Annotated in this window: 16 protein-coding genes; 6 read left to right on the forward strand and 10 right to left on the reverse strand. The window is 53.0% G+C overall.

Going from position 1 to position 15,388, the window contains the following annotated elements:
* Positions 1–57 precede the first annotated feature (57 nt).
* Positions 58–561, reverse strand: a complete 504-nt coding sequence (locus tag BW941_RS04475) for a pyridoxamine 5'-phosphate oxidase family protein (RefSeq protein WP_076514452.1) — start codon at positions 559–561, stop codon at positions 58–60.
* Positions 562–703: 142 nt separating this feature from the next.
* Between BW941_RS04475 and BW941_RS04480 the strand changes: the two genes are divergently transcribed.
* From BW941_RS04480 to BW941_RS04490, 3 genes are all read left to right on the forward strand, one after another.
* Complete coding sequence (locus BW941_RS04480) at positions 704–1,507, forward strand: tRNA-uridine aminocarboxypropyltransferase (protein ID WP_245820039.1); 804 nt, start codon at positions 704–706, stop codon at positions 1,505–1,507.
* A gap of 60 nt (positions 1,508–1,567) precedes the next feature.
* Positions 1,568–2,287 carry a YebC/PmpR family DNA-binding transcriptional regulator gene (locus BW941_RS04485; protein WP_076514453.1) on the forward strand — a complete coding sequence of 240 codons (720 nt, stop codon included), beginning with the start codon at positions 1,568–1,570 and terminating at the stop codon, positions 2,285–2,287.
* A gap of 172 nt (positions 2,288–2,459) precedes the next feature.
* Entirely contained in the window at positions 2,460–4,412 is a 1,953-nt protein-coding gene (locus BW941_RS04490) for a choice-of-anchor I family protein (RefSeq protein ID WP_217693566.1), read from the forward strand.
* Positions 4,413–4,482: 70 nt separating this feature from the next.
* Here BW941_RS04490 and BW941_RS04495 read toward each other — a convergent pair whose 3' ends face one another.
* The 9 genes from BW941_RS04495 to BW941_RS04535 form a co-directional block, all read right to left on the reverse strand.
* On the reverse strand, positions 4,483–4,962 hold the full coding sequence (locus BW941_RS04495; RefSeq protein WP_076514454.1) for a hypothetical protein: 480 nt from the start codon (positions 4,960–4,962) through the stop codon (positions 4,483–4,485).
* Between the two features lie 2 nt (positions 4,963–4,964).
* On the reverse strand, positions 4,965–6,020 hold the full coding sequence (locus BW941_RS04500) for a hypothetical protein (protein ID WP_076514455.1): 1,056 nt from the start codon (positions 6,018–6,020) through the stop codon (positions 4,965–4,967).
* Positions 6,017–6,496, reverse strand: coding sequence for a hypothetical protein (locus tag BW941_RS04505; protein ID WP_076514456.1), 480 nt, complete (start codon positions 6,494–6,496; stop codon positions 6,017–6,019). Before BW941_RS04505 ends, BW941_RS04500 begins: the two co-directional genes overlap by 4 nt.
* A 54-nt stretch (positions 6,497–6,550) precedes the next feature.
* The gene (gene aroE, locus BW941_RS04510; protein ID WP_076514457.1) at positions 6,551–7,375 is read right to left on the reverse strand and encodes a shikimate dehydrogenase; all 825 of its coding nucleotides are present in this window, start codon (positions 7,373–7,375) and stop codon (positions 6,551–6,553) included.
* A gap of 24 nt (positions 7,376–7,399) precedes the next feature.
* Entirely contained in the window at positions 7,400–8,347 is a 948-nt protein-coding gene (gene hemF, locus BW941_RS04515) for an oxygen-dependent coproporphyrinogen oxidase (RefSeq protein ID WP_076514458.1), read from the reverse strand.
* A gap of 17 nt (positions 8,348–8,364) precedes the next feature.
* Complete coding sequence (gene tsaC / locus BW941_RS04520) at positions 8,365–8,910, reverse strand: L-threonylcarbamoyladenylate synthase type 1 TsaC (protein ID WP_076514459.1); 546 nt, start codon at positions 8,908–8,910, stop codon at positions 8,365–8,367.
* A gap of 248 nt (positions 8,911–9,158) precedes the next feature.
* Positions 9,159–9,971, reverse strand: a complete 813-nt coding sequence (locus BW941_RS04525; protein ID WP_076514460.1) for a chemotaxis protein CheW — start codon at positions 9,969–9,971, stop codon at positions 9,159–9,161.
* A 69-nt stretch (positions 9,972–10,040) separates the two neighbouring features.
* Positions 10,041–11,294 carry a DNA-processing protein DprA gene (gene dprA, locus BW941_RS04530; protein WP_076514561.1) on the reverse strand — a complete coding sequence of 418 codons (1,254 nt, stop codon included), beginning with the start codon at positions 11,292–11,294 and terminating at the stop codon, positions 10,041–10,043.
* 73 nt (positions 11,295–11,367) lie between these two features.
* Positions 11,368–12,429 (reverse strand): LysM peptidoglycan-binding domain-containing protein, encoded by a 1,062-nt coding sequence (locus BW941_RS04535; protein WP_076514461.1) that lies wholly within the window; start codon positions 12,427–12,429, stop codon positions 11,368–11,370.
* Between the two features lie 105 nt (positions 12,430–12,534).
* On the opposite strand from BW941_RS04535, the gene def reads away from it, so the two are divergent.
* From def to rsmB, 3 genes are read left to right on the forward strand one after another with little or no spacing between them, the layout of a single operon-like run.
* On the forward strand, positions 12,535–13,056 hold the full coding sequence (gene def / locus BW941_RS04540) for a peptide deformylase (protein ID WP_076514462.1): 522 nt from the start codon (positions 12,535–12,537) through the stop codon (positions 13,054–13,056).
* 3 nt (positions 13,057–13,059) lie between these two features.
* A complete protein-coding gene (gene fmt / locus BW941_RS04545) occupies positions 13,060–14,010 on the forward strand; it encodes a methionyl-tRNA formyltransferase (protein WP_076514463.1) in 951 nt (316 codons plus the stop codon).
* Positions 14,011–14,012: 2 nt separating this feature from the next.
* A complete protein-coding gene (gene rsmB / locus BW941_RS04550) occupies positions 14,013–15,365 on the forward strand; it encodes a 16S rRNA (cytosine(967)-C(5))-methyltransferase RsmB (RefSeq protein WP_139325739.1) in 1,353 nt (450 codons plus the stop codon).
* The last annotated feature ends 23 nt before the right edge of the window (positions 15,366–15,388 follow it).

A 15,388-nucleotide genomic window follows, 5' to 3' on the forward strand; every position in this document is an offset into this window, starting at 1 on the left:
AGGATAGGGTGCTGTTATTCGGTCAGGCAGGACGTCCGCGCCCTGCCTTTTTCATCATTATGAGAAGGTGATTCGTTTCTGTTCACTTATGTCCGGGCGATCCTGATCACCCAGAATGGCTTTCGCAGTTTGCCAGCTGAAACTGATCGGGTTAGCCGTAGAGGCAGACAGTTCGGCCTTTTCTGGTGAGAACGCCATTAATTGAAGGTTGTCGTCACGCTTGCCTTTGTCGTACCAGGCTTCAATATCGACAGACCATTTATTAGCAACGACTTCTGAGTCATTGACGACCTTAATACGTCCCTTGATGTCGGCCCAGAAATGTTCGGTTGAATCGCTGATGCAGATGCGTGCAGCGGGCTCACCCGACAGGCGGCCAAATGTTTCGCTTCGTTTATCAGTAAAGAACCAGATGGTTTCGCTATCAAGGTCTGGTTTGGCGGCCATAGGCTTCATAAAGTCAGTAACGCCATCTATTCCCAGCATGACTGCGGTTTCCTCGGAAAGCGCGTTCCACAGTGCGGCTTTTGGGTCATTCTGAAGTTGATCTAATGCGGCCATGAGAGACTCCTTAGCAAAAAGCTAGACAAGTGTTGTACATGGTGTGAGTGGCAGATAAGAAATTTGTTCCAATTTCTTTTCACTGGCTGGCATTGCTGTATTGATTCACACAGAATCGCGTTTCTTTTTAGACTTATGTCAGGTGCAGAGCTGCAGCCTTGTTGATAGCCCGCTGCGTGAATCAGAGGCAATGGCAGAGCAAATGGTAGGGGAAGTGGCAGGATATATGAGAGAAACCAGCGTTACTCGTTTGAGAGCCCGACAGAAGGCGCTTTCACGCCGCGAATTCCTGGCCCGTGGTAGTAAACTTTCCCGGTGTGACGACTGCCTGTTGTCAGTGCGCCTGTGTGTCTGTGGACAACGGCCAGAGTCAGTTACCGGTGTTGCTGTTTGTCTTATCTACTATCAGGGGGAGGTCTTCAAACCGAGCAATACCGGGCGATTGATTGCAGATGTGCTCGAAGATAACCATGCCTTTCAATGGACGAGAACTGAGCCAGACAAGGACATGCTCGCGCTGCTCTCTGACCCGGCAAACGCTCCCTTGATTGTTTTTCCGTATGAGTACGTTGAAGTAGAGCGCCAGCTGCGTGATGACCGGTCTTTGGCAGAATACATTGATGGTCGAACGCCGCTTCTGATTTTTCTCGATGGCACCTGGCGCGAAGCGCGTAAGATGTTCAGAAGCCCCTGGCTCGAATCGTTGCCGGTGATCGCTGTAGAGCCAGAAGCTCTGTCTGAGTATCGCCTGCGGGTTGCGGTACGCGATCATCAATTGGGAACCGCCGAAGTCGCTATCCCCTTGCTGGAACGCCTTAATCACCCGGAGGCAGCCCGTCGGTTACAGGCATATTTTGACGTCTTCCGGGAGAATTATCTGGCAGGGCGCTCGAATAAATTTCCTGCTAATCAGAAGAGCGATTCAGCGCCTTCTTCAGAAAACTGACAATCCCGACGGCTGCGGGTACAATCGGCTTTTTTAAATCAACCACAAGAAGCAATTCCTATGGGCCGCGCGTATCAGAACCGTAAAGAATCCATGGCCAAAACGGCCGCTGCAAAAACCAAAGTCTACTCCAAGTATGGCCGTGAGATTTATGTAACGGCAAAAGCCGGTGGTACAGACCCTTCAGGTAACCTGGCTCTGCGCTCATTGATTGATCGCGCGAAGAAAGATCAGGTGCCAAGCCACGTGATCGAAAAAGCTCTGGATAAAGCCAGTGGCGGAACCGGCGAAGACTTCCAACCTGCTCTCTATGAGGGTATTGCTCCGGGCGGTGCTATGGTGCTTATCAGCGCTCTGACCGACAATGCCAACCGCACGTTTGGTGAAATCCGCGGCGTATTCTCGAAGTGTAAGGCCAAGCTGGGTACACAAGGCTCTGTGTCGCACATGTTCGATCATCGCGCCATGTTTGTGTTCGCCGGTGACGACGAAGAAGCGGCACTCGAGGCACTGATGATGGCAGATATCGATGTATCTGACATCGAGTGTGAAGATGGCATGATCACCGTTCTTGTTCCACCGACCGAGTTCTTTAAAACCAAGATGGCTCTGCAGGAAATGAACCCGGATATCGACTTCGAAGTTGAAGAGATTACTTATCTGCCAACGATGGAACACCCGATTGCTGGGGATGACGTTGAGCAGTTTGAGCGTTTCGCGGGACTGATCAACGACCTTGAAGATGTTCAGGAAATCTACCACAACGGCTCGTTTGAATAAGCCGTATGTTGGACAGATGATTGGCTAGTTAGCAGGTTAGAAACGGGAGCTTCGGCTCCCGTTTTTTTGTGGGTGTCCATAGCCACCGGTTCCTGTGAGGGAGTTGTCACTAAGCTGAAATAATTCTCGGTCATCCTGCGTCACTGAAAAATATGTGACTCTGGGGAAGACCATGAAAACATCTCTTACTGCGCCCGCATTGAAGATCATTGTGCCTGCGATAATTGCAGCGACATTGGCAGCGTGCGGCGGCGACAGCAACAACGATAGCAATAACAGTAGTAACGACAGCAGTAACGGCAATAACAACGCTGGCGATACAAATACAGACACGAACACAGGTAACGAAACTAATAACAGCCCTAAGCTGGCGGATCTTGGAATCGAGTGTGAAACCGTTACGACGGCCACCGATACCGCAGTGGCGGGTACTCTTGAGCTGTCTGTGGTGGATACCTATGTGTCTGGCAATGAGTTCGACACAGCCTCTGCTGAGATCGTTTCATACGACAAGTGCTCCGACAAACTGTATGTCGTGAACGCAGAAGACGCGACCGTTGACGTCCTCTCTCTGGCGCAGACCACAAGCGCGCCAAGTAAGCACGGCACGATCAACCTTTCTGCTGCAGCCACTGCGGCGGGTATTGAGATTGGCGCAGCTAACAGTGTGTCGGCAAAACAGGGTCTGGTTGCCGTGGCTATCGAAGCGGCGACTAAGCAGGACGCTGGCCTGATTGCTCTGTACCGCTCAGATACTCTGGAATTGATTGGTACCTACACGGCGGGTGCGCTGCCAGATATGGTGACGCTCTCTGAGGACGCACGTTACATCCTGACGGCTAACGAAGGTGAGCCAAGCGGCGATTACACCAATGACCCTGAAGGTTCGGTCACTATCGTTGATCTGCAGAACGGTTTTGGCCCGGATGATGCGGTTGTTACTCAGGTCAGCTTTGCAGACTTTAATGTCGGCGGCAGCCGTGCCGAAGAAGTCCCTGCGGACGTGCGTCTGCCCGGACCTGCGGGCACCACAGTTGCACAGGATCTGGAGCCTGAGTATCTGGCATTAAACGCTGATGCTTCTGTCGCCTGGGTGGCTATGCAGGAAAACAACGCGGTCGCCATTATTGATGTGGCTGACGCTCGTGTTGAAGGAATGAAGGGGCTGGGTAAAAAGTCCTGGAATTCAGAATCGGGCAATCAGCTGGACGCATCTAACAAAGACAAAGTACTAGGTGAATTCGCCAGCTACGAGCAGCTGGTGGGCCTGTATATGCCAGACACCATCGTCAGCGTAGAGATCGACGGTGCGACCTACATCCTCACCGCTAACGAAGGCGACGGTCGTGAGTACATCTACGAGACGACTCAGCAGGTCTGTGATGCTGCTGGCCACGAGTGGGATGGCGATGACTTCGCACCGGGTGGTGAAGATGAAGACGCCGATGCCTACGCCAACGAAGAAGACGATTGTATCTCGTGGATTGATGAAGCCCGTGGTGGTGATATCGAAGAGCTGGTTGCAGACGCACATCCTCTTAAGGCGGCTCTGGACGACAATGACCAACTGAAGCGTATCAAAGTAACGACTGATCAGGCGGAATACGCAGCCGGTGATGACATCGTTACCTTCGGCGCCCGTTCATTCTCGATCTGGGACGCAGCAGGCGACCTCGTTTATGACAGTGGTGATGTGATTGCCAAGGAAGTATACGATGCAGATCCAGAGGACTTTAACTCGACGAATGACGAGAACGGCTCAGGCGACGACCGCTCTGATGACAAAGGTACTGAACCAGAAGCCATTGAAGTCGCTGAGATCGGTGACCGCTTCTTTGCGTTCGTTGGTCTGGAGCGTCAGGGTGGCGTGATGGTGTTCGACATTACTGACCCAACTGAACCTGTGTATCAGAGCTATCTGAACAACCGCGACTTTGATGCACCTGTCTGCACTGTGGTTGATGGTACAGAGTGCGACAACGACACATACAGTGTTGATGCGGGGGATCTTGGCCCTGAGTCTATTGAGTACTTTACTCGTGAAGGAAAGCACTTCATCGCAGTCGGTAATGAAGTCAGCGGTACGACGACCGTTTACTCAATCGCTCTTCAGGATATCCGATAAACGTTAGCGAATAAAAAGTCCGGCTGTCGTAAGACAGCCGGGCTTTTTTATGTTTCGACGATAATTTTTATCAGTCGTTGTTTTCAGCGTAGTTGGTTAATTTAAGAGTGAAGCGGCTGGCCGCCGTCTCGGTCGCTCCGTAAACTCTCATTTTCAGAACGACAAACTCAATATCGTCACCGAAGAAGCTCACGTTATCAGTACTGACAACAACACTTTCATCGCTGGTTCCTGATGCTTCTGAAACGAGCACGTCACCGTTATGGTCAGTCACCTCCAGATCGAGGTCGTCAGTGAGATCTGTCAGTTCGATGGTGTGTACACCAGAATCAAAGAAATCCACTTCGATGTAGTAGTAATCTTCTTCACCGGCCGTCAGGTCACCGTAAATGCCGACTCCGGAGCCTGGGGGGATTTCATTGGCGGTTTCTTCGCTCTGATTTCCGGGCTCTGTTTCCGGGGCCTTCTGCTGAACGTATTCGGTACTATCATCGCCGCCACAGGCTATCAACATACTGGCGATGGCCGAGGTCATTACAATACGCTTCATGATTAAATCTCCCACGCCAGGCGAATGAACGGACCGTACTGGAATACCATGTTGTCACCAGGGTTTACCTGTAACCCGGCTTCAGAGCCATCATCAATTGACATAGAGGTTCCGAAAAATTCGTCACTGTATAAGCCTTGAAAGGCACGGCCCTCAAGGCCCAGTGATAGTCCAAAGTTACTCGCTGGCATGCGGTAAGCCATGATGTATTCGAGGCGATAAGTGAATGACCAGCCGATACCTGCTGGATCTTCATACTCCAGGTCGAGGCCGTAGTTATCTTCTACAATCTGCTCGAGATCTTTATCCGTGGAGCTGGCAAGCAGACCAAATATTATGTCCATGGTCAGGCCCCAGCCATGACGGAAGTTACCTTTCCGTTTCATGCCTAACAGAAAACCTTCTTCGTCATGCATCGCCGCTTGCAGGTTGTCGAAATCCAGCCATAAACCCAGCAGGTGGTGGTTGTACTCCGGGTCGATAATATCGTCAGGGTAATTCGCGATCCCTGTGTAACCACTGTCGCTATCCGCTGTGTAAAAGGCAAGAGACGCAGGCTGAACAACGTGGATATAGCCCAGACCCCAGCGGGCAGACGGCCAACCTGTTATCGATTTACCAATATTGACCTGCTGATACTTCGCGGTAAAACCGCGCTCGCCTATGACGTATTTATTGTTGAACTGACCGCCTTCAGAAGGTGCGATGTATCCATCGGCGCTGCTACTTTCGATGCGGATGAATACACCGCCAGCTTCTACTGCACCAAGTATCGATTCAAGCTCGGTATCGCCATTGTTATCTGACCGGATAGCCGCAGAAATATCGAAATTAAACTCCTGATCTTGTGGCGAACGGAATTCAAAGACGTGCGCGACAGCATCGTCAAAATTCACAACCTCTTTAAGGTCACCCACGTACTGCTCTTCACTCCATGAGCTGTGTTTGAACGTATAGGAGGTGAACTTCATTGACCGGTAATCTTCATAGGCTGATGCGGTCAGAGGTAACATGCAGGCCGCGGCACTTAACGCCGTAAGTCTTTTAGTCAGAGTCATTCGGCGTTCCCCTTATCAAAATTAAACTCCAGGGTGTAATCGCTGATCAGCCCCGGGTTGTCGGTATAAACGCGAACGTAATACAGGCCTACGTCATAAGAGGCGCTGTTGTATGCCGCATTGTGCCAGACTCTGATTTCTTCATTGCTGGTGTCTCCGGTACGCGACCAGCTGAGCAGGTTCAGGTTGTAATCATAAAGCTCAATATCGGCATCGCCGGCAAGGCCGGTCAGAGTGACGATTAATGGGCCGTTGAAGTTGCCGTTAATATCAAACTTGTAATGGTCGAGCGCATCATCGGTGCTGAGATTACCGGTGGCGGTATCACTTTCGGTGAGCAGTTGGGCTCCGAAAAAAGTATCATTACTGGCTTCTTCCGGATCAGGGCGATTACTCGCATCGTCAGCGATATCCGGATATGTATCACAGCCAGCCAGCACAATTGTGCAGACTACTCCCGCTAACATATGTTTCATGATTGCCTTCCTGTAGGTGGTCTTCCTGTGGATCGTCTTATTGTTAAAACAGCGTTAGCGGCGACGTTCATTCCGTAACGATTGCATCACCCGCGCAGTCTGGGGGCGTACCCCGCGCCAGACATAGAATGCCTCAGCGGCTTGCTCGACCAGCATGCCCAGACCATCGATGGTGCGAAGAGCACCGTGATCTTCAGCCCACTGGTTAAAGACGGTTGTATTGCTTCCATACATCATGTCGTAGGTCGTTGTATTCTGATGGATGACCGATACAGGTATCGGCGGCATTTCGCCAGCCAGACTGGCAGATGTGCCGTTGATAATCAGGTCAAAGCTACCTTCGATATCGGTAAAACCACAGGCTGAAATACGACCGAGGTCGGCAAAGTCTTTTGCCAGCGTCTGCGCTTTTGATTCGGTGCGGTTGGCAATGACGATTCCTGCGGGCTGCTGCTCCAGAAGCGGCTGCAGTACTCCACGAACAGCACCTCCGGCGCCGAGAATAAGGATGCGTTTTCCTTCCAGAACCACCGAGTGGTTAATCATCAGATCTCTGACCAGACCAGCACCGTCGGTATTGTCGGCGAGCAACGTACCATCAGGCATCTTCTTTAACGTATTAACGGCCTCTGCGCGTTTAGCACGGGTGGTTAATTCATTCGCTAAGCGGTAGGCATTCTCTTTGAAGGGAACCGTCACGTTTAATCCGCTGCCACCGTGCTCAATAAAGCGTCTGACTTCGCCCTCGAAGTCATCCAGTGGTGCCAGCAGCGTTTTGTAAAATAAGTCCTCACCGGTCTGCTCAGCAAAGGCATTCTGAATATCAGGTGACTTGCTGTGCGAGATCGGATTGCCGACTACTGCATAGAGGTCGGTCATTGCGTCTCCTTACTGCTGCCGGTACTACACCCAGTCCCGGTGAGGCAGAAAATCTTTGTAAAGGCGTTCTTCAGGGCTACCTGGTTCAGGGTTCCAGTCGTAATCCCAATGCGCGACAGGGGGCATCGACATCAGGATGCTCTCCGTGCGCCCGCCGGTTTGCAGGCCAAAAATAGTACCGCGGTCAAATACCAGGTTGAATTCGACATAACGGCCTCGTCGGTAGCATTGAAACTTACGTTCCCGCTCGCCCCAGGACATGTCTTTGCGGCGTTCTATGATGGGGACCACCGCATCAATATAGCCATTGCCGACCGCCTGCATAAAGGCGAAACTGCGCTCAAAGTCGACTTTGCCATCCCAGCTGTTCAGGTCATCGAAGAAGAGGCCACCAACGCCACGGGTTTCATTCCGGTGTTTCAGGAAGAAATACTCGTCGCACCATTTTTTGTATTTCGGGTAAATATCTTCTCCGAATGGGACGCACAGGTCTTTAGACACCTGGTGCCAATGCACCACATCTTCTTCAAATGGGTAATAAGGCGTGAGGTCGAAGCCTCCGCCAAACCACCAGACGGGCTCTTCACCTTCTTTCTCGGCGACAAAGAAGCGCACATTAGCGTGCGAGGTCGGGATGTACGGGTTTTCTGGGTGGATCACCAGAGAGACCCCCATCGCCTGAAAACTACGACCTTCAAGTTCAGGGCGGTTAGCCGTGGCTGATGCTGGCAGTTTGGCGCCGCGAACATGCGAGAAATTCACACCGCCTTTTTCGATGGTGCCGCCGGTGATTACTCGGGTACGACCGCCGCCAGTGAGCGCCATCGGGTTATTACCTTCCTCTTCGCGATCCCAGGCGTCTTCGACAAAGGTGGCTTTTCCGTCTGCCGCTTCGAGCGCGGTACAGATTCTGTCCTGCAGATCGAGCAGGAAAGATTTTACTGCCTGAATATCACATGAAGTGTTGGCCATTAGGTCTCCTGAGTTGCTCAGCGCAAGCGCTGGCCGTCGAGTGTTCGGATTTCAGAGGGCTGGCGTCGTCCGCCCAGCGCACCGGGTAGCAGGCAGTTGATACCTGACGGGAAGTACTGCCTGACGCGCAACAGTGTTCGGGCGGGTTCTTTACCTGCCGGATTCGCTGAAGTCGAGACCAAAGGGCCCACCTCATCGCAGAGTGCGCGTACAACCGGATGATCGCTGATCCGGATAGCGAGACTGCTGTGTTTGCCACGCAACCAGACAGGTACCGAATCATGGCAGGGCAGAACCCAGGTCACCGGGCCGGGCCAGGTGGCCATGACGGTGTTTCTATCGTCGTCGGACAATGGCTTGACCCAGTCCTGAAACTGCTCCAGCGATGAGCCTACCAGTACGAGGCCTTTATGCTCAGGGCGTGATTTCAGATCGAGGATTCTATGCACTGCCTGCTTATCGGTTGGGTCGCAACCGAGGCCCCAGACAGCTTCCGTCGGATAGGCAATAACGCCACCAGAGCGGATACAACGCAGGGCCTGATGTAAATGCCAGGGATTCACAGAAGGGTTCCGGTAACTTTGATTGAAAAGATTGCGGAACCCTACCTCATGCCCGGCGTGGCGGCAAGAAGGCGACCTTGAGGTAAGGCATGGTGAATAAGGTAACCTGTTGTTTTGGCAGCTTAGACAGTAAAGCTACGGCCTGCTCCGGGGAGAATCCATCTGATGCTGGAGCAAAGCCCATACTGTGTCGAGGCTCAGTTAAGCGCGTGGGTTGGTAATCTACCTGGTTTCTACTTAGCTTGTTTCTATTTGGTCAGATGAGCCGGTTCCAGGCGGATGAATAACTCGCCTTCGTTTTTTTGCAGGAAACCATCGTAGCAGGCATGTTGCAGTTCCTGCTTCTCATCAGGGAGCCAGTGGCGACTATCGAACTCGATGATCTGATCAATCGAGTCGAGTTCAATACCGTAGGTTCTGCCCGCTGCTCGCAATATCACCACCACGGGCTTAAGCATTTCTTCGAGGCGTGCGGTTGCCTGATCAAATAATCGTAATAACACCTTCAGGGTGGAGTGCTTCTCGTCATCCAATATACGGTTTGCCTCCTCGGCTTTATCCTCTTCTTGCGCCATGTTCAGCAGCCGGGTCGCCAGAGAATGTATGCGCTTATGTGGCTCATCGAACTGAGCCATGATTTTGTGCAGCTCTTCGTCATGCGCTTTGTATTTGTCGTACCAGAGGCCAAAAGCGCAAAGATGAGGGTCGACTGCCTTTTTGAATTCTTCGCCATGATTGATGCTGTGCTCAAGCGCTGTAATCCAGTCAATGTGATCCTGGCGGCGTTGCTTCAGCATAGAAATGAGTTGCTCACACTCTTCGAGTTGCGAGGTTGAGCCAATCAGACGGCTGAAATTAAACAGAGGAATCTGTGTTCCCTCGTAGGTGAACATACGGCGAATGCCAGATTTGCCGCCGGGCACATCATGTGGGTCGATTGCATCCAGTGTGGTGATGTATTGAATCGAATCCACGGGTAGAGCGTACTTTGCCCGTGGCAAATGGAAGGTAAGATAGCTTCCTGCCACATCTGACTGTGTGGCAACGGCGGTCTGGTTCATCGGTAGCTCCTCCTGATTCGATAAAGTGTAGATCAGGTCGGATGCTTTACCATTCGTGGTAAAAGGATTTCATCGTACCCGGCAATAGCCGCCGGGTGCCTGTAACAACCATCCTTCAAGTTCGAGCATCAGAAGTTCGCCGAGCAGCTCAGATATCGGGCGTGCGCTACGAAGAGCAATCACGTCGACTGGCGTCGGATTAAAATCAATGTGAGTGAGCAGTTCAGGAGCCTCGGCACCGGACTTGGCCGGATCATTGGTACTTTGTGCGTGCGAAGGGTTTTCAGCTGTATCAGTAAAGCCTGTGAGCGCAGGTTGCTGAGGTATGTGCCCGGGTAGCTGCTGCTTTTGTTTCTGGTGTGGCTGCTGGTGTGGTTGCTGAAATGCCATGCTGGTTGAAAGCGTGGCCTCAAGAATGTGTTGCGCGTTCTCGACAAGTAGCGCGCCTTCGCGAATCAGCTGGTGTGGCCCCCGGCTGAGTGGGTTACCGAGAGCCCCCGGTACCGCCAACACATCTCTGCCCTGATCGGCGGCCATGCGGGCAGTGATCATAGTGCCGCTTTTGATTCCGGCCTCGACCACAACGGTCGCGCTACTCAGACCACTGATGATGCGATTACGGGAAGGAAAGTGACGCGCCTGAGCTTTAGTGCCTGGGCTGAATTCACTCAGCAACAGGCCATGCTCTGTGATGCTGGCGGCCAGGCTACGATGCTTTGCTGGATAAATAATATCGGGCCCGGTTCCCATCACAGCAATGGTTGCTCCTGTCGATACTGCACCGCGATGCGCTGCGCCATCAATACCAAGCGCCAATCCACTGACCACAACCATTCCGGCAGAGGCAAGTTCAGCCGCGGTATCTATCGTCCAGTCGAGGGCGCTGGCAGATGCACCGCGACTGCCAACCATTGCAATCGTGGGCTGCTGTAGTGCATTGAGATTGCCTCGATACCAGAGAAATATGGGAGCATCACGGAGTATATTCAGGGACTCAGGGTAGCCTGCGGTACCTGCGAGTAATACGCCTTGATTTGGGTGCTGGCACCAGTCTTCCAATACTTCAAAGCCGCGGCTGAGTGCGGCGTCATTGTGCCAGCGGTCTGCCTGTTCGGGCTTCAGGCCAAGCTGGATCAGGTCCCGCGGGCTGCATTGTGACAGGGCTTCCGGAGCCGTCAGGCCACTGCGTATTTCGTTTAAGGCGATATTGCCCACACCAGAAATACTGCGTAAACGCCACCAAGCGAGCAGTGTACTTCGGTCAGGATGAGGAGCGGCAGAGTTGCCGTCGGAGCTATCGGGTGCGTATGTGAGTCCATCCATGGACATGCGGCCTCCGTGGCCTGCCAGACTCCCTCGTTGTAGGGTGAGTCTGGAATTGGTCATTCAGAAATTATCAGATTTTCGGTGATTCGAAGTAATCGCCCACTTTCAGCGGACGCTGAGCGCGCATGATCAGCGCATAGGACATTTTTTCGTACACACGGAAAACCATCATGCTACCGGCGTCCTCTGCTGGCAGACGAATCTTCTCTTTCTCAACCGGGTCGTAGACTACTTCGCCCGCTTTCTTGATCAGCATGACATGCCCGACGTCCATGCCATCGCGCTCACCGCGGTTAAGAGCAACGACATCGAACTGGCCAACGTGAGATACACCATTGGTCACTGCCAGAATCTCACCAGCAATACGCTGACCCGGAGCCTTAGGAATAAAACGGGATTTCAGTTCGCGGTCTTCTGTCTCCAGAAGGCGGTCACGAATGGCAACCTGCTGGTTAGTTTTCTCCAGCATCAGGGTAATAACATCGCCCTCAACGGTTTCAACTGAAGCCTTACCGATATCGGTGGCTTCCATACCCAGCACTTCGTCGGTGACTGGATCAACAAAGACGTCGCCTTTACGGAAAATGCCGTAAGCAGACGCCAGTTGGCCGTCCACTTTGCCACGTGCGTAAACTTTGGTTCCGGCGCCCATCAGAACGCGACCGTCGGCACCGCTGACAATATAAGGTGCTTTCGCGAGCTCTTCAGGCTCAACGATACGGTGATCACGCAGGAAACCCTGAATCGCATCCATCGGGATGGCGGCAATGGCGGCTTCGATAGGCTGAACACGTGCCGAAGGAGACATTTTCACGTCGCCCGGGCGCAGTTTAACGGTGCGGGATGCTTGCCCGCGCTCCATTACAGTTAGTTTTTTCTGGCCATCTACGTCAATCAGGCCGATCATGTCGCCAGGGTAGATAAGGTGAGGGTTGTTGATCTGGTCGTTCTGGTACCAGATTTCAGGCCATTCCCAAGCGTTACCAGTGAAGCGTTCTGCGATATCCCAGAGGGTGTCACCCTTTTGTACCGTATAGCGCTCAGGGGCGTCAGCTCTGAGTTCCAGTGCGCTTGCACCGGCTGAAAGGCACATCAAACCTGTAACGAGGAGTCGTTTGATGGTTTTGCTCATCCTTTATTCCCTTTATTATTAGCGTTCAGGGTGACGTTGAATTGGCTGCCACGCGGCCATATTAGCAAGTCACTACCATAAAATTCCATAAGTACCGCATTTCTCATGGCCATACTAGATATTCTGGAATTCCCGGACCCACGTCTGCGAACCGTTGCACAACCTGTAAAAGAGGTCGACGCACGAGTGCAGAAAATCGTCGACGACATGTTTGAAACCATGTACGACGCACCCGGCATCGGCCTGGCAGCCACCCAGGTGAACATTCATGAACGCATCATCACGATTGATGTGTCCGAAGACAAAAGCGAGCCACTGGTGTTTATCAACCCGGAAATTACCGTGCTTGATGGCGAGCTGGAGTCGATGCAGGAAGGCTGCCTCTCGGTACCTGGCTTCTATGAAGACGTGACACGGGTTGAGCATTGCCTGGTAAAAGCTCTCGACCGCAAGGGTGAGGCGTTTGAGCTTGAATGTCGCGGCCTGCTGGCGGTATGCATTCAGCACGAAGTCGATCACCTCGAAGGTAAGCTGATGGTCGATTACATCTCTCCGATGAAGCGTAATCGCATCAAAAGTAAGCTGGATAAGAAACACAAAATCGAAGCCCGTCAGGGGAAACGTTAATACATGGCTTTACGCATTGTTTTTGCCGGTACGCCGGATTTCGCCGCCGTTCACCTCTCTGCGCTGGTCAACAGCGAGCATGAAGTGGTGGGGGTCTACAGTCAGCCAGACCGTCCGGCGGGGCGTGGAAAAAAGCTCCAGCCCAGCCCGGTAAAACAGATTGCGCTTGAACATGATATTCCTGTGTATCAGCCGCTTAATTTCAAAGACGAAGCTGATGTCGAGACGCTACGTTCACTCAATGCAGACGTTATGGTGGTGGTGGCTTACGGCCTTCTGTTGCCGAAAAGTGTGCTGGATGCGCCGAAGTTTGGCTGTCTTAACGTTCATGCGTCGCTGTTGCCACGCTGGCGAGGTGCCGCACCGATTCAGCGCTGTATCGAAGCCGGAGATATGGTCACAGGCATCACTATCATGCAGATGGATGTCGGTCTGGATACTGGCGACATGCTGAGTAAGGTCACGACCGGAATTAATCTCGATGACACCGGTGGCTCGCTGCACGACCGCCTCGCTGAAATGGGGCCGGGGGCACTGCTGAAGACGCTGGCGGATGTTGAAGCAGGCACCCTGACGCCAGAGCAACAGAACGACGCCGCTGCCTGTTATGCCCATAAATTGAGTAAGCAGGAAGCGCTTATTCAGTGGGATGCATCTGCAGACGAGCTGGCGCGCCGGGTTCGCGCATTTAATCCTTTCCCTATGGCTTATACCCTTTTAGGTGATGAGCGTATCCGGATTCATGCCGCTGTCGCGCTGGAGAAAGCCACGCAACTTGCCCCGGGAACGATTGCGCATGTTTCTGCAGACGGGATCGAAGTTGCCTGCAAAGAAGGTGTGCTGAAACTCACCAAGCTACAGCTTGCCGGTAAAAAGCCCATGGCTGTGGCCGACATCATCAACGGCCAGCCGAATCTTTTTCAGCCGTTTTACGTACTTTCTTCTGAGCTCTGATCATGCAGAATCTATACGGGCGCGGTAAAGCCAGTGCCATAACACCGCGCCATGCGGCGACACTTGCTGTGGCCGCAGTCATGTCAGGGCAGTCTCTCAATCAGGCGATTCCTTCGCTCGAAGATCGCATCGAAGACAGCGAACGGGGTTTCTTTCGTGACCTGACGCTGGGCAGCTGTCGCTGGTACTTCCGGCTCAATGCGCTGACTAAGATGCTGTTGAAGAACCCTTTTCCCGAGGAAGATCAGGACCTCCACGCTCTGATGATCGTCGGGCTGTATCAGTTGGTGATTCAAGGCAAAGCGCCTCATGCAGCAGTACATGCCACGGTTGATGTCTGCGAAGAGATGGGTAAGGGCTACGCTAAGCCGGTCATCAACGCCTGCCTGCGCCGCTATGGCCGGGAGTATGAGGGCTTACTGCCGCCGCTGGAAGACAACCCTGTAACGGCAACCAGTCACCCGAAATGGTTGGTCAAAATGTTGACCAAAGCCTGGCCGGAACAATGGCCACAGATTCTCGAAGCTAACAATGAACGCGGTCCGCTATGTCTTCGTGTGAATCAGCGTCACGTCAGCCGGGATGAGTATCTGGGGCGTTTGCAGGAAGCCGGTATTGAGGCCACCGCAGGTGAACACAGCCGCTCAGCGATTTACCTTGAGGCATCGTGTGATGTCACTACGCTGCCGGGGTTTGCCGATGGTGATGTCAGCGTACAGGACGAAGCCGCACAGCTGGCTGCACAGATACTGGCACCAGCAGATGGTGAATGCGTACTCGATGCCTGTGCTGCTCCGGGTGGTAAAAGCGCTCACCTGCTTGAGTCTGCAGAGATACGCCTGATGGCGGTGGATGCCGATGAAGCCCGACTTGAGCGTGTGCACGAAAACCTTGAACGTCTGCGACTGAGTGCGGATATCGCTCGCGTCGATATGTGCTCGGATGAATCCTGGTGGGAAGATTACTGCGGTGATGAGCCGGGTTTCGACGCCATTCTTCTGGATGTACCATGCTCAGCGACGGGCGTAATCCGCCGCCATCCGGACATCCGCATGCTGCGCCGCCGCGAAGACATTGCGCAGTTGGTTGCAGTGCAGGCCGATATTTTAGAGCGCGCCTGGCAGATGCTAAAGCCGGGCGGGCGCCTGTTGTATGCAACCTGCTCGGTGCTGCCGCAGGAAAATAGCGAGCAGATTGTACGTTTTGTTGATGTGCATCCGGATGCAACGCTCGTTACACTGGACAATGACTGGGGAATCGCCTGCAATGCCGGGCGGCAGTTATTTCCGACGCCTCGTGGACACGACGGCTTCTACTATGCGCTCTTGCACAAAACTGCAGACAATAACTGCTGAAGGCAGACGGGACTCTGAGCTGA

The organism is Thalassolituus maritimus (assembly GCF_900156675.1).
In the GTDB taxonomy this organism is placed as follows: Bacteria; Pseudomonadota; Gammaproteobacteria; order Pseudomonadales; family Oceanobacteraceae; genus Thalassolituus; species Thalassolituus maritimus.

Excerpts from the sequence above, each read along its gene's own strand:
- BW941_RS04475 (WP_076514452.1), bottom strand. The coding sequence starts at position 561 with ATGGCCGCATTAGATCAACTTCAGAATGACCCAAAAGCCGCACTGTGG.
- BW941_RS04485 (WP_076514453.1), top strand. The coding sequence starts at position 1,568 with ATGGGCCGCGCGTATCAGAACCGTAAAGAATCCATGGCCAAAACGGCC.
- BW941_RS04490 (WP_217693566.1), top strand. The coding sequence starts at position 2,460 with ATGAAAACATCTCTTACTGCGCCCGCATTGAAGATCATTGTGCCTGCG.
- BW941_RS04495 (WP_076514454.1), bottom strand. The coding sequence starts at position 4,962 with ATGAAGCGTATTGTAATGACCTCGGCCATCGCCAGTATGTTGATAGCC.
- BW941_RS04500 (WP_076514455.1), bottom strand. The coding sequence starts at position 6,020 with ATGACTCTGACTAAAAGACTTACGGCGTTAAGTGCCGCGGCCTGCATG.
- BW941_RS04505 (WP_076514456.1), bottom strand. The coding sequence starts at position 6,496 with ATGAAACATATGTTAGCGGGAGTAGTCTGCACAATTGTGCTGGCTGGC.
- aroE (WP_076514457.1), bottom strand. The coding sequence starts at position 7,375 with ATGACCGACCTCTATGCAGTAGTCGGCAATCCGATCTCGCACAGCAAG.
- hemF (WP_076514458.1), bottom strand. The coding sequence starts at position 8,347 with ATGGCCAACACTTCATGTGATATTCAGGCAGTAAAATCTTTCCTGCTC.
- BW941_RS04525 (WP_076514460.1), bottom strand. The coding sequence starts at position 9,971 with ATGAACCAGACCGCCGTTGCCACACAGTCAGATGTGGCAGGAAGCTAT.
- dprA (WP_076514561.1), bottom strand. The coding sequence starts at position 11,294 with ATGGATGGACTCACATACGCACCCGATAGCTCCGACGGCAACTCTGCC.
- BW941_RS04535 (WP_076514461.1), bottom strand. The coding sequence starts at position 12,429 with ATGAGCAAAACCATCAAACGACTCCTCGTTACAGGTTTGATGTGCCTT.
- def (WP_076514462.1), top strand. The coding sequence starts at position 12,535 with ATGGCCATACTAGATATTCTGGAATTCCCGGACCCACGTCTGCGAACC.
- fmt (WP_076514463.1), top strand. The coding sequence starts at position 13,060 with ATGGCTTTACGCATTGTTTTTGCCGGTACGCCGGATTTCGCCGCCGTT.
- rsmB (WP_139325739.1), top strand. The coding sequence starts at position 14,013 with ATGCAGAATCTATACGGGCGCGGTAAAGCCAGTGCCATAACACCGCGC.